At 39.0% G+C, this 23,435-nt stretch carries 21 protein-coding genes, 1 other RNA gene and 1 riboswitch; of the genes, 5 read left to right on the top strand and 17 right to left on the bottom strand.

The window, feature by feature from the left end:
- Positions 1 to 223 precede the first annotated feature (223 nt).
- Positions 224 to 754, bottom strand: a complete 531-nt coding sequence (locus tag ACQKL5_RS03205; protein ID WP_427606563.1) for an isoprenylcysteine carboxyl methyltransferase family protein — start codon at positions 752 to 754, stop codon at positions 224 to 226.
- The gene (locus tag ACQKL5_RS03200) at positions 754 to 1,842 is read right to left on the bottom strand and encodes a type III polyketide synthase (protein ID WP_427606562.1); all 1,089 of its coding nucleotides are present in this window, start codon (positions 1,840 to 1,842) and stop codon (positions 754 to 756) included. Before ACQKL5_RS03200 ends, ACQKL5_RS03205 begins: the two co-directional genes overlap by 1 nt.
- A 175-nt stretch (positions 1,843 to 2,017) precedes the next feature.
- Here ACQKL5_RS03200 and ACQKL5_RS03195 point away from each other — a divergent pair, with 175 nt between their 5' ends.
- The gene (locus tag ACQKL5_RS03195) at positions 2,018 to 2,470 is read left to right on the top strand and encodes a chemotaxis protein CheX (RefSeq protein WP_427606561.1); all 453 of its coding nucleotides are present in this window, start codon (positions 2,018 to 2,020) and stop codon (positions 2,468 to 2,470) included.
- A gap of 358 nt (positions 2,471 to 2,828) precedes the next feature.
- Here the strand turns inward: ACQKL5_RS03195 and ACQKL5_RS03190 are convergent, their stop codons facing one another.
- A complete protein-coding gene (locus ACQKL5_RS03190) occupies positions 2,829 to 4,145 on the bottom strand; it encodes a nucleobase:cation symporter-2 family protein (RefSeq protein WP_427606560.1) in 1,317 nt (438 codons plus the stop codon).
- Positions 4,138 to 4,737, bottom strand: a complete 600-nt coding sequence (locus ACQKL5_RS03185; protein WP_427606559.1) for a xanthine phosphoribosyltransferase — start codon at positions 4,735 to 4,737, stop codon at positions 4,138 to 4,140. Before ACQKL5_RS03185 ends, ACQKL5_RS03190 begins: the two co-directional genes overlap by 8 nt.
- A 159-nt stretch (positions 4,738 to 4,896) precedes the next feature.
- Positions 4,897 to 4,998: riboswitch (purine riboswitch) on the bottom strand.
- Positions 4,999 to 5,366: 368 nt separating this feature from the next.
- Between ACQKL5_RS03185 and ACQKL5_RS03180 the strand changes: the two genes are divergently transcribed.
- The 3 genes from ACQKL5_RS03180 to ACQKL5_RS03170 are packed head-to-tail and all read left to right on the top strand — an operon-like array spanning position 5,367 to position 7,667.
- Positions 5,367 to 5,522: a cytochrome c oxidase subunit 2A gene (locus tag ACQKL5_RS03180; RefSeq protein WP_427606558.1), complete on the top strand. Its 156-nt coding sequence runs from the start codon at positions 5,367 to 5,369 to the stop codon at positions 5,520 to 5,522.
- Between the two features lie 16 nt (positions 5,523 to 5,538).
- On the top strand, positions 5,539 to 6,018 hold the full coding sequence (locus ACQKL5_RS03175; RefSeq protein WP_427606557.1) for a cytochrome c oxidase subunit II: 480 nt from the start codon (positions 5,539 to 5,541) through the stop codon (positions 6,016 to 6,018).
- The gene (locus ACQKL5_RS03170) at positions 6,015 to 7,667 is read left to right on the top strand and encodes a b(o/a)3-type cytochrome-c oxidase subunit 1 (RefSeq protein WP_427606556.1); all 1,653 of its coding nucleotides are present in this window, start codon (positions 6,015 to 6,017) and stop codon (positions 7,665 to 7,667) included. The genes ACQKL5_RS03175 and ACQKL5_RS03170 overlap by 4 nt, the downstream gene beginning before the upstream one ends.
- A gap of 49 nt (positions 7,668 to 7,716) precedes the next feature.
- Here the strand turns inward: ACQKL5_RS03170 and ACQKL5_RS03165 are convergent, their stop codons facing one another.
- From ACQKL5_RS03165 to ACQKL5_RS03110, 12 genes are all read right to left on the bottom strand, one after another.
- Complete coding sequence (locus tag ACQKL5_RS03165) at positions 7,717 to 9,270, bottom strand: carboxypeptidase M32 (RefSeq protein ID WP_427606555.1); 1,554 nt, start codon at positions 9,268 to 9,270, stop codon at positions 7,717 to 7,719.
- An 88-nt stretch (positions 9,271 to 9,358) separates the two neighbouring features.
- Entirely contained in the window at positions 9,359 to 11,272 is a 1,914-nt protein-coding gene (locus ACQKL5_RS03160; protein ID WP_427606554.1) for an ATP-dependent DNA helicase, read from the bottom strand.
- 219 nt (positions 11,273 to 11,491) lie between these two features.
- Complete coding sequence (locus tag ACQKL5_RS03155) at positions 11,492 to 11,692, bottom strand: cold-shock protein (RefSeq protein WP_034307871.1); 201 nt, start codon at positions 11,690 to 11,692, stop codon at positions 11,492 to 11,494.
- A gap of 194 nt (positions 11,693 to 11,886) precedes the next feature.
- A complete protein-coding gene (locus tag ACQKL5_RS03150) occupies positions 11,887 to 13,035 on the bottom strand; it encodes a THUMP domain-containing class I SAM-dependent RNA methyltransferase (protein ID WP_427606553.1) in 1,149 nt (382 codons plus the stop codon).
- Positions 13,032 to 15,113, bottom strand: coding sequence for an EAL domain-containing protein (locus ACQKL5_RS03145; RefSeq protein WP_427606552.1), 2,082 nt, complete (start codon positions 15,111 to 15,113; stop codon positions 13,032 to 13,034). The genes ACQKL5_RS03150 and ACQKL5_RS03145 overlap by 4 nt, the downstream gene beginning before the upstream one ends.
- A 183-nt stretch (positions 15,114 to 15,296) precedes the next feature.
- Positions 15,297 to 15,684, bottom strand: an RNA gene (gene rnpB / locus ACQKL5_RS03140) — RNase P RNA component class B.
- 77 nt (positions 15,685 to 15,761) lie between these two features.
- Entirely contained in the window at positions 15,762 to 16,073 is a 312-nt protein-coding gene (gene gpsB / locus ACQKL5_RS03135; RefSeq protein ID WP_427606551.1) for a cell division regulator GpsB, read from the bottom strand.
- 203 nt (positions 16,074 to 16,276) lie between these two features.
- Positions 16,277 to 16,828, bottom strand: coding sequence for a DUF1273 domain-containing protein (locus ACQKL5_RS03130; protein ID WP_427606550.1), 552 nt, complete (start codon positions 16,826 to 16,828; stop codon positions 16,277 to 16,279).
- 65 nt (positions 16,829 to 16,893) lie between these two features.
- Complete coding sequence (locus ACQKL5_RS03125) at positions 16,894 to 17,361, bottom strand: CotD family spore coat protein (protein WP_427606549.1); 468 nt, start codon at positions 17,359 to 17,361, stop codon at positions 16,894 to 16,896.
- Positions 17,362 to 17,787: 426 nt separating this feature from the next.
- The gene (locus ACQKL5_RS03120; protein ID WP_427606548.1) at positions 17,788 to 19,038 is read right to left on the bottom strand and encodes a ribonuclease H-like domain-containing protein; all 1,251 of its coding nucleotides are present in this window, start codon (positions 19,036 to 19,038) and stop codon (positions 17,788 to 17,790) included.
- An 89-nt stretch (positions 19,039 to 19,127) separates the two neighbouring features.
- Positions 19,128 to 21,374 carry a DEAD/DEAH box helicase gene (locus tag ACQKL5_RS03115; protein WP_427606608.1) on the bottom strand — a complete coding sequence of 749 codons (2,247 nt, stop codon included), beginning with the start codon at positions 21,372 to 21,374 and terminating at the stop codon, positions 19,128 to 19,130.
- A 127-nt stretch (positions 21,375 to 21,501) separates the two neighbouring features.
- Entirely contained in the window at positions 21,502 to 22,269 is a 768-nt protein-coding gene (locus ACQKL5_RS03110) for an alpha/beta fold hydrolase (protein ID WP_427606547.1), read from the bottom strand.
- Between the two features lie 140 nt (positions 22,270 to 22,409).
- Between ACQKL5_RS03110 and ACQKL5_RS03105 the strand changes: the two genes are divergently transcribed.
- Entirely contained in the window at positions 22,410 to 22,868 is a 459-nt protein-coding gene (locus tag ACQKL5_RS03105; RefSeq protein WP_427606546.1) for an Hsp20/alpha crystallin family protein, read from the top strand.
- Positions 22,869 to 22,942: 74 nt separating this feature from the next.
- Here ACQKL5_RS03105 and ACQKL5_RS03100 read toward each other — a convergent pair.
- The coding region (locus ACQKL5_RS03100; protein ID WP_427606545.1) for a YppG family protein at positions 22,943 to 23,435 on the bottom strand (493 nt) is incomplete at its 5' end.

Below are 23,435 nucleotides of genomic sequence, written 5' to 3'. Positions count from 1 at the left end.
GGATATTATTTAACACATGTTTCATCACAAACGTATATGTAGCGACTGTCATTAGAATGAATAACCAAATCATTACAAAACACCATCCTCTTATATATTAGGCACTTATTAGTTTCATCTGTCATATATCTTTTTCATTTGCTCTATTGAGAATAATTTTCATCTTCAATTAGAATCTTATCACGAACGATAATCATTTTCAATAAGAAAAATGAACTTTTTATTATTTTTGCTTAAAAGCCGTAGAATACTCCGTGTGTTCTTTTAGAGCCTTTTCTTCCATGGGAATTCTTACAGACATCATCCAGGCATTCAATAGACTGAAAATTATCGCTGTATAATAAGCATTGAATAATAAGGAAATAACAATAATTTCAGTTGCCACTATAAGATAATTAGGATGTTTAACATACCTATACGGGCCTTTAATGACTACTTCCGCATTCGGGACGACTATGATCTTTGTGTTCCAATGTTTCCCAAGTGACATTATGACCCAAACTCTTCCTATTTGAGCTATCAGAAACAAAGGTAACAAAATAGGCCACAAGGGAGAAAGCTCTCTTGTGAATGCTACTACCTCAACAGTAAGGACGATAAAAAAACTCAAGTGCATCAGGACCATCCAACGATAATGGTTCTCTCCGTACTCCACTGCCCCTGCTCGCTTCATTTGCTTTTCATTTTGCTTGGCGATATATAATTCAGCGAGTCGTTGTAAGGCGATAAGCCCTATGAAAGTTGCAAAAAGCATCAGCCCCACCTCATTAACACTAATTCTGATGAGAAACCTGGGCCCAATGCAGCTGCAAGGCCGTATTCACCTGAATGCCCACTGCGCTTCATGAATCTCTCAAGTACATACAAAATCGTGGCCGAAGACATGTTGCCAAACTCTCTTAAAACGGCCATAGAATCCGCGGTCATCTCTTCTTCGAACCCTAAAGATTCATGGTAGGCATCAATAACCTTCTTTCCTCCAGGGTGGGCTATAAAATCATGAATATCTTCAAGACCAATTTCCTCTTTCTTCAAAAAGGCCATTACATTCGGTTTAAGCCATTCCTTAATAATAGTGGGGATATCTTTAGAGAAGACCACATGAAGACCTTGATCTTTCAAATCCCATCCCATAACCTCCAACGAATCGGGCATTAGGGTGGACTGTGATTCTACAAAATGCAAATGGTTTTCTTTTTTTGATTTTCCCGCTATCTCTGCTTCATCACCGCAGACTAACACACAGCTAACCCCATCAGAAAATAAGGATGTTCCAATCAAATTGCTTTTAGTAATATCATTCTTCTGGAAAGTCAGGCTACATAGTTCTACACATAATACGATTACCTTAGCATCCGGATAGGCTTTGCAATATTCAAATGCCCGCGAGAGACCACTTGCACCTCCCGCACAGCCTAGTCCCCATATCGGTATCCTTTTCATATGCGAATCAAACGGGAGTACGTTCATGATTCTTGCGTCAATTGTGGGAGTAGCTAAACCGGTACTTGAAATATAAAACAGGGCATCAATTTCACTTGGATGAATCCCATCTAATAAGAATTCATTGTTAGCTAAGCATTTTTCTATGGCGGCTTTTCCAAACTCTACTGCCTGTTCTATATATATTTCATTTTTCTCTTTGAAGGTATGGTCTTCCCTAAACCAATCCAGGTCATTAGAAAAATACCTATTTTCCACTTGGCCATTTTTAAACGCTTGCAATAATCGTTCGATATTCTTAAAAGATGGACCAAAAATTTCTCGTGAAAACTCCATGATTTTATCCTGTGAAAGCTGATAAGGAAGTTTAATGTGGGAAGCAGATAACAGATAAGACATGATTACACCCCTTATTAATCAATATATGGTTAAGCTTCCCAATTAAGGTGAATTTAATTCTGAAATAATCATTAGTCTTAATTACTCAATTTTATATATTTTTTTCGCGAATATAGGTAATTAACCCTATAAATTTGTTATTATAGGGTTAACTATACAAGTCGGAGGAATTTATATGGAAATCAACGCTCTAATTACACTAGTTTTAAATGGGACCATTTCAGCAGTAAAGTCGGTCCTTCCCTTTTCTTCAGATGTCCAAAAGCCCTCCTTCATAAAGCAACCCTTTGAACAGGAATCCATCTCTGTACTAATCGGAATGACGGGAGATGTCCGCGGAAGATTGATCATCGAAGGAACGAGTGACTGTGTGAGTAAAATAGGCGAAGTCATGTTTGGTATGCCTCTTGAAGGAGAAATGTTGGAATCATTTGCCGCCGAGCTTGGTAATATGCTTGCAGGTAATATCGCCACTTCCTTAGCGAAAGATGATACTATAATGGATATTACTCCACCAACAGTCCTTGTCGGTCAAACAAAAATGTATGGCTTTAATCAAGCCATCAATCTACCAGTCCTCTTGGAGGGGGCAGGAACCCTTCATATGATTTTGATGATTGAAATGTAACTTTTAAACGAAAGAAGCCCCTTACCTTTAACATAACTGGTAAGGGGCTTCCCTCATTCTTCCTTCTCTAAAGAAGATTGGTTTTGAACTTGGATGATAATGGTTTGAAATTCCTCTTTTCCACAGACAATACATCTACACTCCTGATTTAATATGGTCCGGCAATGCATACAGTATTTTTTTTCCAACCTTATCACTTACTTTCTTAAACAGATATTAACAATATATTCAGAAAGTGAAGAGAGTTTCCTATTATTTTCTCATCCAGGTCTTTTCTTAACTCAACTAGACTATAAGAAAAAAACTGCCTCCATCCCAACCGGGGTCAATGGAGGCAGTTCTTGTTCCTTTAAAATGATCAGGCGACTTTTTGCCCTTCTATACGCATTTTCTTCACTTTTCCTTTTGAAGGGATCACATTAAAAATGATATTCAGGAAAATGGCGGTAAAACTTCCAGCCACAATTCCATTTTCAGTTAGAATTTGGAGGCCTTCAGGAATATGCGAGAATACCTCCGGCACAACGGTTACCCCTATTCCCATTCCAACTGAGCAAGCAATGATTAATAGATTTTCCTGTGAAGAGAAATCCACTCTGCTTAGCATTTTAATTCCTGCTGATATCACCATTCCGAACATGGCTACCATCGCCCCTCCTAAAACGGATGGAGGAATAATTGTTGTAAAGGCCCCTATTTTAGGCACGAAACCAATTAATATAAGCATGCTTGCTGCTACATAAATGACATTTCTTGTTTTAATGCCGGACAATTGAATCAGTCCGACATTTTGTGAAAAAGCCGTATAAGGAAAGGCATTAAACAAACCGCCAATAATACTTGCCAACCCTTCAGATCGATATCCGCGGGCCAGGTCTTCTTCTGAAATCTCTTTATCTGTAATTTCTCCCAAGGCAAAGTAAACACCTGTCGACTCGACTAAGCTAACTATGGCGACTAGAGTCATTGTAATAATGGCGGTTATATTGAATTCAGGACGGCCAAAGTAGAAGAAATGAGGAAAATGGAGCCAAGATGCACTGGCTACCGAACTGAATTCCACTTTACCCATGAAGAAAGCCACGAATGACCCGATAAACAAACCTAGTAAAATAGCGATGGACCTAGCAAAGCCCGTTGAGAATTTATACATCAATATGATAAATAGCAACGTTCCAAAACCAAGCGCTACATTACTCAATGAACCGAAGTCAGAAGCCCCTTGTCCGCCTCCAAGATTATTTATGGCCACTGGAATGAGTGTAATTCCAATGATTGTCACTACTGATCCTGTTACAACGGGAGGGAAAAACCTCGAAAGCTTCCCGAAAAACTTACTGATTAATACAACAATCAACCCCGAAACCAAAATGGCACCATAAATGCTATTCATTCCATATTGCGTACCAATTGCTATCATCGGGCTTACTGCCGTGAACGTACATCCAAGCACGACGGGAAGACCAATCCCAAAATGCTTCATTCGCAAAACTTGTAATAAAGTGGCGATACCACACATAAGAATATCGATTGAAACCAAGTAGGTCAGTTGTGTCGAGTTCAATCCCATCGCACCACCTACAATAAGGGGGATAACAATGGCACCAGCATACATTGCAAGAACGTGTTGTAATCCTAAAGATGCAACTTTCAATGGGGATTGATTATTAGCCATGAACGATAGCTCCTTCCTTCTCCTCAACAAAAGCTATTTCGCCTACATTCAACTCCTTGATCCTCGCTAAGGATTCGACTTGGAATCCTTGATCCCTAAGGTCCTTTCCACCGCTTTGGAATGCTTTCTCGATGACAATTCCCATACCGACCACTTCAGCTCCTACTTGCTTACATATATCCGCTAAGCCACGAGCTGCCTGTCCTACTGCGAGAAAATCATCTATTATCAATACCTTATCCCCCGCTTTAATATATTTATTAGATACCGTAATCGTATTCGTTTCCTTTTTAGTAAACGAATGAACGGAAGCGGTTATCAGATCTTCGGTCAATGTCAGCGATTTACGTTTCCGGGCAAATATTAATGGAACGTTCAACTCCAAAGCTGCCATCAATCCTGGCCCAATCCCGGATGATTCGATAGTTAGCACTTTTGTTATTTCTTTATGGGCAAATCTTTTTACAAATTCTTTTCCAATCTCTTTCATTAGCATAGGATCCATTTGATGGTTCAAAAATGAATCTACTTTTAAAATGTCTTTAGATAATGCTTGTCCCTCGGACAAGATCTTGTCTTTTAATAGTTGCATGATCGTTCCTCCCAATCTAGATGTTTAGTTTACCTAAGCCTATCAATGTTTCTTGGTAAATAAAAAAAACCAAGAAACATTGCAACACTTAAGAGTGAGGCAATATTTCTTGGGCATCCGTGAAAAAAAAGGAATATACTAATCCCTTCCATTCTGCAGCAAGATTTATTACTCACTCATAGTCAGATTATTTACGGCAATCCGGTAGAAACTTGCAGGCCATATCCCTGCGATTATACGAGTGAAACTTTATTTTTTTATAATATAAGAATTATAACAACGCTAGCTCTATTTGAAAAGTATATTTTAATAAAAAACGAACTTTACAATGAAATAGCCATTTAACATTCGTATTTTTAGAAAATTCAAAAAAGTCAATCGTCTAATTCGTTCCATTTTCCTTCTTTAGAAAATTAATGCCCGCTCTATAGACTTCACAATACTTTCACAAATTATCTTCCTTGAACATCCTCTTTTCATTAGTCTGGCAATTTTACACTATTTACAACATGTTAAGGCGATGTTTGAACAATTTGTGAAATGAGAGATAAGGGATACTTTTTCACTATGTCTTTTGTATGATGAACTTATTTAGTAAACATTTTCACAATTAGAAAGGAGTGGTAATTGTGGCAGAGCCAGCACTTAAGAGTAAACGTACAACAAAAATAAAAAAACAAGAGACCAATTTAAAAGGTACACTCGCTTCTGTTTTACTACTTGGAATTTTTCTAGTAATCGTATGGGTCAGCATTTATTTTTTATTTACAGATCGTTTAGGGTAAATGAGGAGGAGAAATCATGCACATGCATAAGTTTGAAAAAATTTGGCTGATTTTAGGAACGGTCGCCTTACTCATTTTCTTAACCGTCCTAGGGGTGAGTGCCTTCTATTTAGGAAATCAGCCACCAAGCTGTTTAGTAACAGTCGATCCAGAAAAAGTGGATACAACAGCCCCCTTTGATGACCCAGGCTTACATAAAGTCGAGGGAAAAGAGTGGGATTATGAGTTAGTATTTGTAGCGTCAGCCTTTTCGTACAGCCCAGCAAAGGTAGAGATACCCAAAGGTTCAACAGTCAAAATCATTGCAACGACCAAGGATGTTATCCATGGTTTCGAGGTAGCCGGAACAAATGTCAATATGATGCTTGAACCTGGTTATGTCAGTGAATACACTGCTACTTTTAATAAAGTAGGAGAAAACCTAATTATATGCAATGAATATTGCGGAGTTGGTCACCATATGATGAGCTCCCAAATTGAGGTGGTTTCAAAATGACAAAAGCTATTGAAGAAAGAATTCACCCACTCGATGCAAAGCTCGCCATGGCTCATTTCTATGTAGCCATCATTGCCTTGGCATTAGGAGGCTTCGCTGGACTACTTCAAACACTCGTGCGTTCAGGCAGAGTCGAATTGCCTGCTGGTATAACTTATTATCAATTACTTACGGTTCATGGCGTTTTACTCGCTCTAATTCTTACAACTTTCTTCATCATAGGATTTCATCTTTCAGTAGTCAGTAAAACGATCGGACCCTTAACCAAACGGGCAAGAATATCAGGCTGGATAGGATTTTGGACAATGACCGTCGGTACTGCAATGGCCGCATTAATGGTCTTATTAAACGAAGCGTCCGTCCTATATACTTTTTATGCTCCTCTTCAAGCCCATCCCATTTTCTATGGTGGATTGACACTTGTAATTGTTGGGAGCTGGATAAGCGGGGGAGCCCTATTATCAACCTACCATAAATGGAGGAAAATAAATCGTGGCCAGGCAAGCCCATTATTAAGCTTTATGGCTGTAGTCAATACTTTGTTATGGATTGTTGCCACAATAGGGGTTGCTGTCACCGTGTTATTCCAACTTCTTCCTTGGGCTTTAGGATGGGTTGATTCAATTAATATTTTGGCAAGCAGAACCTTGTTTTGGTACTTCGGCCACCCGCTCGTCTATTTCTGGTTGCTACCAGCCTATATGTGCTGGTATGTGGTGATTCCTAAAATCATTGGCGGTAAAATATTTTCAGATTCATTGGCCAGGATGTCATTTATCCTATTTCTACTATTCTCGATTCCTGTCGGACTTCATCATCAGTTACTTGAGCCTGGCATCGATCCAGTTTGGAAGTACTTACAGGTCATATTAACCTTCTTAGTCGTTATCCCTTCTTTAATGACTGCTTTTTCGTTATTCGGGACGTTTGAGAAATATGGACGTTCACAAGGTGCTACTGGTTTATTCGGTTGGTTCAAGAAACTCCCTTGGGGAGATGCTCGTTTTACCGTTCCTTTCATCGGGATGGTGGCTTTCATTCCAGCGGGTGCAGGGGGTCTTGTCAATGCTTCTAACCAGCTGAACCAAGTTGTTCATAATACTATCTGGGTTACTGGACATTTTCATTTAACATTAGCCACTTCAGTGATCTTGACTTTCTTTGGTATTTCTTATTGGCTCATTCCACATTTGACTGGGCGAACATTGACAACAAAATTGAATAAATTAGCAATCATTCAAGGGATGTTTTGGGCAATTGGGATGTCTATCATGTCTGGGGCCATGCATATTGCCGGTCTCCTGGGAGCACCTCGACGCTCTTCATATTCCACTTATGGGGGATCCTCTCAGGCAATGGATTGGATTCCATATCAAATCGCTCAGGCAATTGGTGGAACCATATTGTTTATAGGAATCATTTTATACATTATCGTTTTCATCCAATTGGCTTTCTTTGCTCCGAAGGGAAATGAAGAGTTTCCGGTGGGTGAAGCATCTCATGCAGATGAAACACCACCCCTCATTTTTGAAAACTGGAAATTATGGATTGGAATAACTGCGGCACTCATTCTTTTCGCCTATACCATTCCATTTATAGATATTATCCAGAACGCTCCTCCAGGTTCTAAAGGTTTTAAATTATGGTGATATATAAAGAAAGCCTTGGCACATTGCCAAGGCTTTCCCCTTGAAATCACTATTTGATTTTATAGACTTCTTTATATTTCTTTTCCAGATACTCGATTAGATATTGCACATTCAAGCCTTCCCCAGTGGTATCTTTCAATATCTCCAAGGGCTTTTTCGTTTTACCGAATTTATGGATTTTTTCGTTAAGCCATTTCCTGATTGGTTCGATGTTACCTGATTCCAAGAGCTCATTAAAGTCAGGCAAATCCTTTTGCATAGCATGCTTAAATTGTGCAGCATACATATACCCTAATGCATAGGATGGGAAATATCCAAAACTACCGTCAGACCAATGTACATCTTGTAAGACTCCCATTGCATCATCTTCAGGTACGATTCCGAGATATTCCTCGTATTTTTTGTTCCAAGCACTCGGTAAATCCTTCACTTCAAGCTCTCCATTGAACAGTGCTTTTTCTAATTCGTACCGAATCATAATATGTAATGGATATGTTAACTCATCCGCTTCAATTCGAATGAAAGAAGGCTTCGATTCGTTGATTCCACGGTAGAAATCTTCAAGTTCCACATCTGAGAACTGCTCGGGGGCATACTCTTTTAATAATGGATATTGCTTTTTCCAAAAACTTTGGCTTCGGCCAATGAAGTTTTCAAAAAATAAGGATTGAGATTCATGGATACCCATGGAAGTTCCACTATCAAGAAGCGTTCCTGTTAACTCCTCAGCAATATTTTGCTCATAAATAGCATGTCCACACTCATGAATTGTTCCAAAAATCGCGCCTCTAAAATCACGTTCATCATAACGGGTCGTAACCCTTACGTCTCCCCTATTAATTCCCGTCGCAAAAGGATGGACGGTTTCATCTAGCCTTCCTGCCTTAAAGTCGTACCCAATCTGTTTTAAGACTTCTTGGTTGAACTGCTGCTGTTTTTCCTTTGGAAATACTTTATAGAGGAAATCTGTATCAGGTTGATTCTTACTATCGGCAATTTGCTTGACTAAGGGAACGATGCTCTCTTGAAGTTCGGCAAATACTCGGTCCAGTATTTCAACTGTCATACCCGGTTCATACATATCCAATAAGGTATCGTATGGCTGGTCATCATATCCCCAGTATTCAACAAATTTACGAGTATAGGAGACAATTTGTTCAAGGTATGGTTCAAACAAAGAAAAGTCCGCTTTTTCCCTAGCCTCTTCCCATGCACTTTCCGAACGGGATTGTAATATGACGAATTCCTTAAATTCATCCGCTGGAATCTTTTTATTTCGGTCGTATTCTTTTTTACATTCCTGTACCATTTTAATCGTTGTTTTATTTAGCTTTGCATCCGCTTTTTCTATTGTAAGTTCATCAATAAACCGCTTCATCTCGGAACTTGTCGTCATATTGAAAACCTCAGAGGATAGGACCCCAATCACTTCAGAACGCTGCTCCACTCCCTTTTTGGGAGCACCCGTACGCAAATCCCAAAATATGAGTGCAAGTGCCTCGTTATATGCTGAGATTTTCTTAACATATTCTTTAAACTCTTTTTCTATTAGCTCCACATTCTTTGTCAAATAAAACACCCCTTTCACATTACACTTTACCATATTATACAAAACAATATCACACCTGAACTATTCAACTTCTCAAAAAAAGAGCCAAAGGAAAATTCCCTTGGCTCATAAAAACTTTATATTAAAGCGTTACTGGTAGAACAGAAATGATTTTCTCTTTGACTTGATCTGATAAATCGTTGTCAATCAAGATTTGCACAGTCCCCGAGTCATTGCTAGTACGGATTAAACGCCCAATACCCTGACGTAAACGAAGCAGCATATACGGGAGGTCAACTGATTCAAAAGGTGTATCACTCGAATTCCTTTTAGCTTCGAATACAGGATCATGTGGAGGGAAAGGGAGCGAGTGTATCACTACATTTTGTAATGAAGCACCCGGAACATCCAGTCCTTCCCACAAGTGATAGGAAAATAGGACGGAATGTTCTTCCTCCTGAAACTTTTTAACAAGGTCACTAATTTCAGATTCTCCTTCAAAATAAAAAGGATAGGCTGTCTTCTGGCAGTTTTCCTTGAACCAATGCAACTCTTCTTTTGATTGAAACAATACGAGTGTCCGGCCTTCGTTTTCCTCAATTGTTTTCATTGTATAATTGAGCTTAGCCAATTGATCATCTTTTTCAAAAACCGGCATATTCATTTTCATCACGTCTTCGTAATCAAATGGTGAGTCTACTGAGAAACTATCGAAGTTCTTAATTCCTAAGCTGTCTGCAATATACTGGAATGATTTATTATCGGAGAGAGTCGCCGATGAAAAAATGTAAGGAATTTTTTTCGAAAAGACTTGTTCTGACAAAATATCCTGGACAAGCCTTGGCATGATGACCAGCGTTTTTGTCATTTCATTTTCTTCAAACCATGAAACAGCCTGTTCATCTTTCACAAAGAGAGAAAGTGAGTATCCTAACTGTTCTAAATACTCTTCGGTGACTTTCAAATCATAGTCGTTAATCGTATACATTTCCGATTCAAAAACAAGGCTTTCTTCCAGTTCTTCCACCTTTTTATGAAGTTTTTTTGCAAAAGTGGTAATTTCCAAGGACATCGGTATTTCATATCGATTAGATCCAGTCACGTGAATGGCCTTATCATCTAGCAAATCAAAAAACTCTTCATTGATGTCGATTAAATCTTCAATGATGTACAGCGTTTCCTCACGAACCTGGTTGGCTGTTAACAACTCCAAGACAGAGTCTAGAGTTTGTTCACCGACTTTATACGTAAGTGCCTTTTGTGCAGAGAATTCCAGTAAATGTCCTTCATCGAAGATTACACAGCTATGTTCAGGCAATAGTGGAAGTTGTCCTTCACGCTTACGTTTTTCTTTCGTCCAAACATGCTCCATAAAGAAATCATGCGAACATATAATCAAATCACTCGATTTTCGGTAATGGTCACGTGAAAGGGTTTGCCCGCAACGCTGACGCTTATCGCAGGTAAAACAGTTTTGTAGCTGATCCCAGCCTACTTTGGACCAGTCTTCATCATTGAGGTATGGATATTGTTTCCGATCCCCATAAGGAGTATAGGCATTCATGGAAGAATTATCATGTACAAACTTCGGTAGTTCATCGAACAATTGATCAATTCCCTCCGAATCCTCATGATTCACGGCATGATCCAATTTCTTAAGGCATACGTATTGATCGTGGTATTTGGCGAGTCTTACATCCACCTCAATTCCTAATGCAGTCTTAATTTTTTGGATATCCCCTTCTTCTTTAACTAGCTGTTCAATCAATGTCTCATCCGCACACGAAATGATTGCCGGTTTGTTGGTATATCGTGCATAGCAGATAGCATATAACAGATACACCAATGTTTTTCCAGTCCCAACACCAGCTTCTGCAAAACTTATATTTTTTTCCTTGAAGGCCTTTTCTAGTTGAAAAGCCATGAAAATTTGCTCATCACGTAGCTCGAATCCTTTTTCGGGAAGAATATCGTAAAAAACATCACCCATCCATTCTGAAAGCTTATCGTAAAAAGAATCTTCCTTTGTTACCGAAAAAGGCAGTGTTTTAAGCATTATGGTCTCCCCTTTTATGTATCTTAAGTATATAATTTCAAGCATCAAAATATCTCTAGGCAAAAGTATATTATCATTCAACACAAGACCAAAGTCAAGTTATTCTCTCAACTTTCTATACAGTATTTTTCCCCTCCCCATATCGCTGGATATTTTAAATCTATAAAATAAAAAGACAGACTCCCTAGAGAGCCTGTCTGTAAGTACTATAAGATTGAATTAAGCTTTGTTTACGTTTGATGCTTGCGGTCCGCGTTGACCTTGTTCTACATCAAATGTAACGTCTTGGCCTTCTTCAAGTGTTTTGAAACCTTCTCCTTGAATAGCTGAGAAATGTACGAATACATCGTCTCCACCTTCGCGTTCGATGAATCCAAAACCTTTTTCTGCGTTAAACCATTTTACTTTACCTTGTTCCATTTTTGTTGCCTCCTAGTGTGTTTGCCACACATTATATTACTATCCTTGCTCACTGATTATTAAGGTATTCCTTAAATCTGAACAAAAATAATTCAATATCAGAATAACAGAAATGGAAGGGATAATCAAGAATAGAACCCACCTTTAGATAAAATGTCCTGATTTTTCAAAATCTTATATTATATTGTACCTATTTATTCACCTCTTGGTTGTCTTGCCGGCCTTTTTCCCCAATATTGATAAAAGTCCGTCCTGATGAATCCATTGAACAACTTCCTTTTTTTCGTAGCTGGCTTCCCATAATGTTGTTCAAAGTCCGGGTTTGAAGTAATCATATAAATAGACCAAGTGTCCAGTTTTTTAAATGCTTGTCCCATTTCTCTATACATTTGCTCAACGGCCTTCTTCTCACCGAGACGTTCGCCATATGGAGGATTCCCCACTATGACACCATATTCCTTTCTCGTAGAGATATCCCTGACCTGCATTTGTTTGAAATCAATTAAATCGCCAAGACCCGCTTCGAAACTATTGGCTTTTGAGATTTCCACCATGCGATGATCGATATCACATCCTGATATATCCAAATATTGATCGTAATCTGCTAGATCTTCAGCTTCATTTCTCGCTTCATCCCAAACCTTACTGTCCATCCATGACCAGCTTTCAGAAACGAAATCCCTGTTAAATCCAGGTGCGATATTCTGTCCAATCAATGCGGCTTCTATAGGAATCGTCCCTGACCCACAGAATGGATCGATGAAAGGTTTATCAGGTTTCCAGTTCGTTAGCATGATCAATGCTGCCGCCAATGTTTCTTTAAGGGGAGCTTCACCTTGGCCTGTACGATAACCACGTTTATGTAATCCGGCACCCGATGTGTCAATCGTAAGCGTAACCAGATCTTTTAGGATGGATACCTCAATTTTAAATAACGGGCCCGTTTCTTCAAACCAGGAAACTTGTTTGTACTTGCTTTTCAATCTATCAACAATCGCTTTTTTAACGATGGCCTGACAATCAGGGACACTGTACAACTGAGACTTTACCGATTTTCCACTTACAGGAAACTCTACATCTGCAGATAAATAATCTTCCCAGTTCAACGCTTTGGTTTTTTCGAATAATTCATCAAAAGAATAAGCTTTAAATTCAGCTACTTTAATTTTCACGCGATCGGCACTTCTCAGCCATAAATTTGAACGGGCTATAGCCGATTGATCCCCTTTGTACATAATTTTTCCGTTTTCAACTTGACAATCGTAACCTAGGTCACGAACTTCCTTTGCAACAATAGATTCCAATCCCATTGCTGATGTTGCAATAATATCGAATTGTTTCATTCGTCATGCACCTTCTTTCCATTAATGAAACTCGGTTCCCACATTTCTAAAAATTCTTGTAAATCAGAAACAGGTAACGGTTTCGACAAGTAAAACCCTTGAATGATATCACACTTTTGCCTTTTCAAAAAGTCTACATGCTTTTTAAGTTCTACACCTTCTGCTATGACTTCAAGATTAAGTGTCTTAGCCATTGTAATAATCGCTATCACAATGGCCGAATCGTCTTTGTAATTACTTGAATTTTTAATAAAGCTTTGGTCAATTTTAAGGGTATCTATAGGGAATTTATTCAAGTAACTCAACGAGGAGTAGCCTGTCCCGAAATCATCAATGGACAGTTTAAGTCCGTGCTGTTTAAGTGTAACCAACTTCCTTACAGAATCCTGTGCATTAGGCATGATCATACTTTCCGTTAATTCCAACTCCACGCAAAATGGATTAATATTTGTATTTTCTATAAGGCTAATCACATCTTTCACAAAGTTTTCCTGAGTGAAATGCAAACCCGATATATTGATACTTACCTTTAAATTAGGATACCCAGAAATATGAAAGTTTTTAACATCCTCACAGGCCTTTTTAATGACCCATTGGCTAATCGGGATGATTAAACCCGTTTCTTCCGCTATGGGGATGAATTCACCCGGAGAGATCTGTCCCAATTCAGCCTCATTCCAACGAAGAAGCGCTTCCACCCCCACTACTTCACCCGACACCAGATTTACCTGCGGATGATAATGGACTTGAAGCTCATTGTTTTCAACTGCGGTATGTAGCTTATTTTCAATCGTTCTCCTTCGGGAATCATTACCCGTTAACTCTTCATGGTATAATTCAAAGCCGTTAACACCCTTAGTCTTCGCTTCATTCAACGCTTTTTCGGCATTTATTAATAACGTCTCAACCTGTAAACCATCAAAGGGGTACAAACCTATACCTATACTAGCTGAAGTATACGCTTCTTGGTCATATAAATGGAAAGGCTGCTTAAGGGCTAAAATGATATCTTGCGAGATGTGGACAGCTTCTTTTACATGCTTTAAATTCGGCAAAACAATGATAAACTCGTCGCCCCCAAACCTGGCAAGCACATCCTTACTTTTCAGCATCCTCTTTATTCGTGCAGCCACTTTTTTCAACAGCAAATCTCCATATTCATGCCCAAGTGTTTCATTGATCACCTTAAAGCGGTCAAGGTCTAAGTGTAACACAGCAAGAATCTGGCCATATTTTTGAGAGGTTTTCATTAAAGTACTCAGCTCTTCATTCAATGAAGAACGGTTGGCCGTACCAGTTAAAGCATCATACCGAGTTAACTTTTGAAGTTGATTCTCCTTATGTTTTCTATCGGTGATATCCGAAAACAAAGCGACATGGTTCGTGACTTCCCCAGAATCATCCACAATGGCATGGATCGTTAACCACTCAGGAAACACCTCGCCATTTTTACGTTTATTCCAAATTTCTCCGCTCCAACGCCCCTTTTCCGAAATTTCTTTCCACATAGTCTCATAAAAATCTTTTTTATGGTATCCAGATTGAAGAATATTAGGTCTTTCTCCAAGAGCCTCTTCTTCTGTATAACCTGTTACAATTTGAAAGGCTGGATTGACGGAAAGAATTACCCCACGTTTATCCGTATACAATACACTCTCTTCAATATTCATAAATATTTTTTCAGCGAGGGCTCTTTCTGCTTCCTCCCTTGACTGAAGTGTATGATTATCAAAAATAACAAAGTAGAGCAAATGCCCTGTTATTGATATTTCACTGATTTTCAGCTTCGCTTCATATCGTTCTCCATTGTTATGGATGAACATATGGGAACCACAATAGTATTGATGGCACTGTAATTCCTTGCTTATCATTTCAAACTTATCCAAACTTGCAAATAAAGTAGAAAATAAAACGTCACAGTAATCAAAATCATTGAACCCAATGATTTTTTCCGCAACCTTATTCGCTTGGATGATTACCCCTTCTTCAGAAAAAATCAAAGCAGCTTCCTGCATAAGTTGCAATATGTTATTAGTTAAAGAAAATACTTCCGGAAGACTGACCTGCATATTTCTCATGTTGATAACCTCCGATTACACCATTAGTTTATACTTCAATGATAAAGTATTTTATAAAGGATGTGTAAAGAATCAGAGGAGAATTCCGACATTTTCAGACATATTTAACAAAAAAAAACACAAACAAAACAAAAACTCTCCTTATCAAAAGGAGAGTTGTTCTTTAATTGTTATATGATAACGTTCTGTAAGCCATGTTTTGTTCCTCAGTACTACAAGCGACTTGCGTCTCGTACTTCGGCGGTAATCATCTATCTACAGAAGCATTGCTCCTGTCCTTCTCCTCGTTCAATTCCAAGGAAGAAAGCGCCCCTACCATTAATTTGGGTTTCTCGCTCGTGGGGTTTACCTCGTTCCACCCTTTACATTTCTGCAAAGGCTCCGTCACTGTGGCACTTTTATAGGTATTCATGCCATATCCAAAGGACTTAGGCATTTTCCCAGCCGTCAACAGTCCAAGACTGTTTCCCAAGCTTATTTTTTCGCCAGGCACGAACACTACGGGCATCTCAGCCCGTGCGAGCATGGACTTTCCTCTACTGCATAAATGCAGCAGCAATTACCCAAACGTTAACATAACATTATTAATTATAAAACATTATCAATGAAAATACAATACAATTTCAAAAAAAGAATAAAAACAGGCAATTAATCGAATAGCTTATTTCCAAATACGTGCTTTTCTAAATTGGATAACCGTTTTAAAATATCAAAGTTCGTAGTACCAGGAGTAGCTCCTGGAGCAGGCTGACTTGGACGTTTCGGATTCTCTTCCGTTTGTTTTCTCAATTTAAGATTTTCTTGTTTAAGGTCTTCAATTTCCTGATGGAAAACTTCATAATCCTTGATGATTAGATCTAGAAACTGGTCTACATCCTCAGGTTTATAACCACGCATTGCCGTTTTAAAATCCTTTTCAAGAATATCCTTAGCCGTTAATTTTATCTTATCGGATAGCATAAGACTTCACCTCAATACTTTCGCCAATACAATCGACTTTTTTTTATTTTTTCAAATCTGCTTGGATTTGTCAAACAAACACATTTATTTTTCAAACAAGACCTAAATTTTCGAAACTTTGAATTCTAATATTGCATCTAATTTTCATCATAATATGATTATGCTTCGGAAACTACATTTAGTCTATAATTAATTGTTATTATTCAGTAGTCAGCCCAGTTATCCTCTTCCGTTGCTTGCTGCAGATCGTCAAAACTAATTTGGTATATTGGGTATATTTGAGAATCCGCTTTCTTCATCGCTTCGTAGTAAGCATATTTCGCGGACCCTTCCTTTTCAGGATCGAAAACAATCAGCATAGCATCACTTTTATGTACCATATAACTGTTTTTAACTTTCAACTGTTGCGGACCTTCATAGGGCTTCTTAAAAATTGATTCAACAAAATCAGCACCAGCCAAAATAGAACGGTAATAGTCCTGATTGGTCTCATTCCATGATTCTTCCTGCTTAAGGAATGGAGTCAGGACACCCAGTTTCAAGAAAGGGTACTCCTTTTTAATTTCAAAAACCACCTCTGCCCCCCAGAGCTCCGATCCCAGCTGACCAGAAATGATTACCCATTCAAGTCCATCTTCTACTAAGGGAACGAGTCGTTGCCTTATGGCTTTTTTTATGTATTGGATGCCCTCATGGTCATTTTTAAATATTCCCAATTCAAATGCTTTATAGCCGGTTAGATACAAAACCTTCATTACGTGCCATCTCCCTTATAGACATTATGTATGAAAAATAAGGGCTTATTAGGCCCTTAATCATTTCAATATCCAAATGGCCTTGGTGGGCAGCATGGATTGACTGGTGGCATACCACAAACCAAGTTTTGGGTATAACACTCGTTCACTACTGATTGAGTATGAGGGAAATAGTGTTTAAATGTGTTGCAATGTTTATTTACAGTTGTAGTATGAGATGGGTGGATAACTGGAATCACTGTATTGGAAACATTCGTGTTTACATATTGTTTAGTTGGAGAAACCTGTGCCGGCGCTGTATGAGTAGGATATGCCTGAGTTGGACCTTGTTGTGCACCCATCACATTTCCACCGTACCCAGGATCCATCGGGCTATACGCCCCCATTACATTTCCACCGTACCCTGCATTCATTGGGCTATATGCACCCATTACATTGGATTGTGCTCCCATTACATTTGAATGTGCTCCCATGACGTTGGATTGTGCACCCATTACATTAGATTTATGTCCTCCACAATTACGAAAATACATTTACAATTCGTCCCCTTTCATCAGATAAGTTTGCCTTACCATTACAGACTATGAAAAAAAGGGGAGACGTGTACTGATGAAAAAACCTATTTGTATAAAATACTATCGAAAATGCGTTTATTTTAGGTGGTGGCTTTATATTAAGACTATGGTGCCTTTTATAAAAATGAATAAAAACTATCTTTCATCGATGTAAATAAAACAATCGTCAAACATAGGACAACAAAAAATAGAAATAAGGTGGTTTTATGCATTTCTTCGCTCCGCTTTCACTTTAAAGTTTAATTAACTGTCGGAAGTCTCTAAATTATCCTCGACGATTATCATTTTACACATTCTAACTAGAGGCTACAACCATTGTATATATTTTTTCACTTACAAAACTTATAACCTTAAATAGTGATGACTTTCACTTCTATATCCACTTTAAAACCTTTTTTTCCTTCTAAGCCTGGCCATCCTTTTTTCTATATCCAAAAGTTGTTTTGCCAAGTTCTTTCCAGTGCCCGTCTTCACCATTTCTTCATACGCTTTTTTTGTGTATATAAGAGCAGAAGCCGCGTCCTTAGATTGGTGTTCCAGAATTTTCGCACATTCTATCTGAGCCTGGATTCTCAAATTAGGACTACCTTTTAAGGCCACTTCTTTCCAGATTGAAAGTGCCTCATCGAATTTTCTTTGTTTCTTTTTCTGGAAAGCTACGGCGTGACCGGCCATGAGCCGATCTTCCTCATTCCCCACTTCCCTTATTTTTTCATACGTTTCCACAGATTCTTCCTTTTTCCCTAAGTATGCGAACCAGCGGGCGATTTCCAATGATTCTTCCGTATATCCATCCATTTGGAGGATTTTTCGGGACAAGTGAATATATAAAGTAATCAATGATAATATATCCAGTTCATTATGTTTCATGATTCCAAAAAGAATTTCGGGGTTCTTCCGCTCCACAAAATCAAAATAAATCATGGGCGCCAAGTATCCTGGAATATCATCTTGCCGGCTAAAACCCAAAATATCAGTTTCCACGGCAGATAATTTAACCCGTTCCAATTTATTTTTCCAAAGGCGCCTTGATGCATGATACAAATCAAAATGACCGAATTCCGGGAGTTTCGGGACATGTTCTTTAATCAAGGTATGCCTGGTTTTTAACTGAGGCCAGTCGAATGCCTTGCCATTATACGTAACCAGAGTTTCATAATTAATGTTTTCAAGGAAACTTTGGTAAAGCGGGATTTCACTTCCAGGTTGTGGCAGGATATGCTGTTTAACGACAACTTCATCCCCTTCAAGATAAGCATATCCTAGTAAAAAAATCGTATTGCCAGCTCCGCCTCCAAGACCTGTCGTTTCCGTATCAAAGAAAAAAAGTTCCTCGCTTTTAACCCCTTTAGCAGAAAGGGGATGCTCTACTGAGGATTGGTTCCACGCCTCTACAATCCTCTTCAATTCCAAGAATGAATACAAACCATGCTTATGTTCCAACGGATAACGGACCTCACGTACAAAACAATAGTCATTATCGAAATGGTAGGCAACAGTGTCGTTCCCGAGCCACTTATCAAGAAAAGGAATGTCCTTTTCCAACATATCCGTTTCCTCTTTTGGCAAAGGTCGATCTGGTGTGTCAAGGTTCATATGGGTTTTCATTCGATTTAATTTATTTTTTAATGACAAAAAACTACACCTCTATTCATGTCTTCCGGCCAATGAAGGAATGGTTTTACTGACAACACATGTTCAATAAAGCTCATACTTTCTGCAGACTAGAACTGATCTAATAACTGTATACTTCTATTTTTGGCGTGTATACCTTCTATTTCTGTCCCTATACACGAAGGGCAACCGTCTTTGCATGGGCATTTCCGTATAAGGTTCTTCGCCGCATCCCTTACATGATCAAACCGCTTATAAACATCTTCAGCTAATCCTATCCCTCCTGGATAATGGTCATACAAGAAAATGGTAGGTAGCTGGGTATGTGCCGCTTTGATCTGTGCAACGACATGGATATCATTTCTATCGCACATAACATGAATGGGAACTACATGCCCCAAGACATTTGCGATTCCTTGTAGGAGCTGCTCCAATGTCTTTTCACCAAGTGCAGGATCTACTTGCTTACATTCTAACCAGGTAGCGCTAGTATGCAATTCTTCTTCTGGTAAGTAGATTGGCCCTGACCCTATGTTTTCAAAAGTCGTCAGCTTAATTTTCTTAAAAATGCTTGGTAAGATATTTATGGTTACATCGCCATAATTAATCGACGACTCCCTCCTATTTACCGTTTTATCTATTTCTAGCACTTTCAGCTGTACGGCTAAGTTTGCATCTGTATAATACTCCACGTCCACTTCACGCACATAAGCTTTTTTATGTTCCCAGTCCAGTTTTTCAACTTGGTACTGAACACCTTCATGTAAGTATATAGCCTCATCATGCAAGAGCGTCATAGCGCTAAACCGATCCATTTCCCCGATGATCTTCACGTTCGCTGTTTCTGATTGATCGACTATAACGACATTTTCTTGAGACGCTGACCGTAAACTGATATTGCCAGCCGGAAAGGATTGGTTAGCCCAATAGAATTTATCACCATTTTGGTGGATAACCCTTTCTTCCACTAGATATTCTAAAATTTCTTTCACGTCCAGTGGACCAAATTCTTCATTCTCATAAAAAGGGAGTTCATACGCGGCACACTTCAAATGATCTACCAAAATGATTAAGTTCTCCGGATTAATACGGGCCGACTCGGGAGAACGCTCGAAAAAGTATTCAGGATTTTGTACAATGTATTGATCTATAGGCGTGGAACTTGCGACCATCAGTATTAACGCTTCTCCATGCCTTCTCCCTGCCCTCCCCGCCTGTTGCCATGTGCTAGCTACACTTCCGGGGTATCCTGTCATGACACAGACCTGTAACTGTCCTATATCCACTCCTAATTCTAAAGCGTTCGTACTGACTACCCCTAATATATCCCCGTCTCTTAATCCCCGTTCGATTTCCCTTCTTTGCTTTGGTAGATATCCTCCGCGATACCCTCTAATCGATTTTGTTCCGATTTGATTTTTCACCAGCTCTTGCAAATGGCTTAAAATGATTTCTACTCTAACTCGGCTGCGAGCAAAAACGATTGTCTGAATCTTATTCTTCAAGAATTCCTTCGCTAGATTATTAACTTCAACGGTAGCACTTTTTCTTATATTCAAGGGTTTATTAACAATGGGTGGATTGTAAAATACGAAATGTTTCCTTCCACTAGGTGCCCCATTATCATCTATTAGTCGCATAGGGTTTCCCGTTAGCTGTTCTGCTAATTCTTTAGGGTTAGCGATAGTGGCGGATGTACAGATGAAAATTGGTGTACTGCCATAAAATTTGCAGATTCTTTTTAAGCGTCGAATGACGTTCGCAACATGACTGCCAAACACGCCCCTATATGTATGAAGTTCATCAATGACAACATACTTTAGGTTTTCGAAAAGGCTTACCCACTTTGTATGATGTGGAAGAATCGCTGAATGTAGCATATCCGGGTTTGTAATGACAATATGGCCAGCCTTCCTTACCACCTGGCGAATCGCAGGTGAAGTATCGCCGTCATAGGTATAGCTTTTGATATCTATTCCCATTTCGTTTATAATCTCGTTCAATTCGCTTTTCTGGTCCTGCGCCAGGGCTTTCGTTGGAAAAATATACAAAGCACGATTGGCATCATTTTCTGCAATGGACTGTAAAACTGGAAGGTTATAACATAATGTCTTTCCAGAAGCGGTAGGAGTTACCGCTACAATATTTTCTCCACTCCTCAATGTTTCGTAGGCTGAAAACTGGTGGCTATACAGTTCACCAATGCCCCTTTTTTGCAAAGCGTTTTTAATTCTATCGTCTACACTGGAAGGTAACGGTCTCGTTTTCGCTTCCCGCGGTTCAATTTCATGCCAGTTGATAATATTTTCATTTTGCCTCAGTTCTTTTATTAGTTCAGAAAGTGATTTCTTTCCAATCATACTAGTCACCTCTTTGTTAGTTTACCGAATAAACGTTTGGTTGCCTAGTTGGGATATACTAGCAAACTAAAAAAAGACCTAAAAGGCTTAGGTCCATAACTAGTTCTCGCTTCTTCTCTACCTTCTATTTATTATCTTCAACAAACCGTTCAATTTCTCTTGCCAGCTGGTCCGGAGCTTCAAGCATTCCCATGTGCCCGCAACTTTCCAGAATTACTTCTCTAATATGCTTTCCTTTTACGGAAAACGTCTTTTCAGGCGGTATCACTTTATCCTTTTCTCCTGCCACCAAAAGGACTGGTAGCTCGGTATCCTTTAATACATAATTCTTGTCTTCTCTATTTCTCATAGCATGCAAAGAACCAATTGCTCCGGTTTCTCTCGTTTGATACCCGATTTTCTTAACCAGTTCGATATGTGGATCATCCTGATCTGCAAATAACTTCGGGATAAGTCCATCGATGAAAGCCGGCATGCCAGCGGTTTCGATTTTTTCTATAGAACTCATCCTCCCTTCCTTACCTGCCTCATCGTCTGGGAAAGCGGTAGAATGAACAAGGGAAAATCCATTCAATTTATCCGGGTATCTCTCAGCAAAGGCCAAAGTGATATACCCTCCAAGCGAATGGCCGAATAAGTAAACTTTTTCAATACTTTGTTCTTCTAAAAAAAGGGCTACATCCTCTGCCAAATCTTCGATGGAAAAGGACCCTGCATTAGAATCGCTAGCACCATGGCCACGCAAATCTACAGCAATGACTCGGTACTTTTCTTTTAATTTAGGAAGCACCTTTTGCCAGTATTCGCGACTCCCACAAAATCCATGAATAAATAATAGTGTATCTTTTCCTTCGCCGCTGTCTATGTATGAGTATTTACTATTGCCAGTCATAATCCATCCCTCATCCCTTATATAATGTTTAATATTGTTATTCCCCGCCTACATTTAACTAAACCAAATATGTCCATTCACATATTTCCAGTCCTTTCATAGCCTATAGGCAAAGGAATCTTTAGATAGGAGGACCGGTGATGACCCCTTTTGAAAGGAATGATAATCAGGAAAGAAAAGAGCCCTTTATCCACTTCATCAATAAAATGGATCGATTGTTCTCTGATAGGCCCGCTAGAGGAATGCTACAGTCAATGGATGGGTTCTTTGGTTCGACAAAAGAGCAAAGTTTCCCCGTCCATCTTCATGAAACTAATAGTGAATACATTCTCACCGCAACCTTGCCTGGTATCCCTAGGAGCCATATCTCCATAGAATTGTTGCCCCAATCAGTTACCATTTCTACGAAGGTTAGTGTTGGGAAGCATCATCAATCGACAAATCTCATTAGAAATGAAAAATCATCAAGCCAACTAACAAAAACACTGACTTTTTCAAAACCAATTGATGAAAGAAAAGTAAGGGCCAGTCATCGTGATGGCATCCTGACATTGAACTTGCCCAAAGTAAAAGGGAACCGCATTGAAATCAATGATTAACTTTTGGGACAAATTTAAAGTAGACTTAAAAGCGGCTGGGTCCCTTTTAAGTCTACTTTTTCTGTTTTAGCCATCTAAACTTTGAAGAACCCTCCTACTCCCTTGACCATGGATGAAACTTGAGAAACTGTATTCATCATTTGACCAGCCGTATTCATCATTTTAGTAATATCCATCGAACCATCTTGGGTTTTAAATTGGTTCATAACAGATTTAATACCCGATGGCTGCTGTTTCTGCATGAACTGCTGTTTTGGATATGGATTATAAACTTGCTGCTGCATTTGCGGAGGTCGTTTGCTCGGCTGAAGAGGATTATCAAAAGGATTGAAACCTTGAGCTTGCTTTTGCATATATTGATTTCCCTGCATTTGTTGATAGGGCAGCATTTGCGGATTGCCCTGCATTTGCTGATAGGGCTGTATTTGCGGATTACCCTGCATTTGCTGATAGGGCTGTATTTGTGGATTGCCCTGCATTTGTTGGTTAGGCTGTATTTGCGGATTACCCTGCATTTGTTGGTTAGGCTGTATTTGCGGATTACCCTGCATTTGTTGGTTAGGCTGC

The organism is Peribacillus sp. NPDC097675 (genome assembly GCF_050277655.1).
GTDB lineage: Bacteria > Bacillota > Bacilli > Bacillales > DSM-1321 > Peribacillus.
The sequence above is the reverse complement of the archived record's forward strand: the minus strand, read 5'-3'. Positions and strand labels throughout refer to the sequence as shown.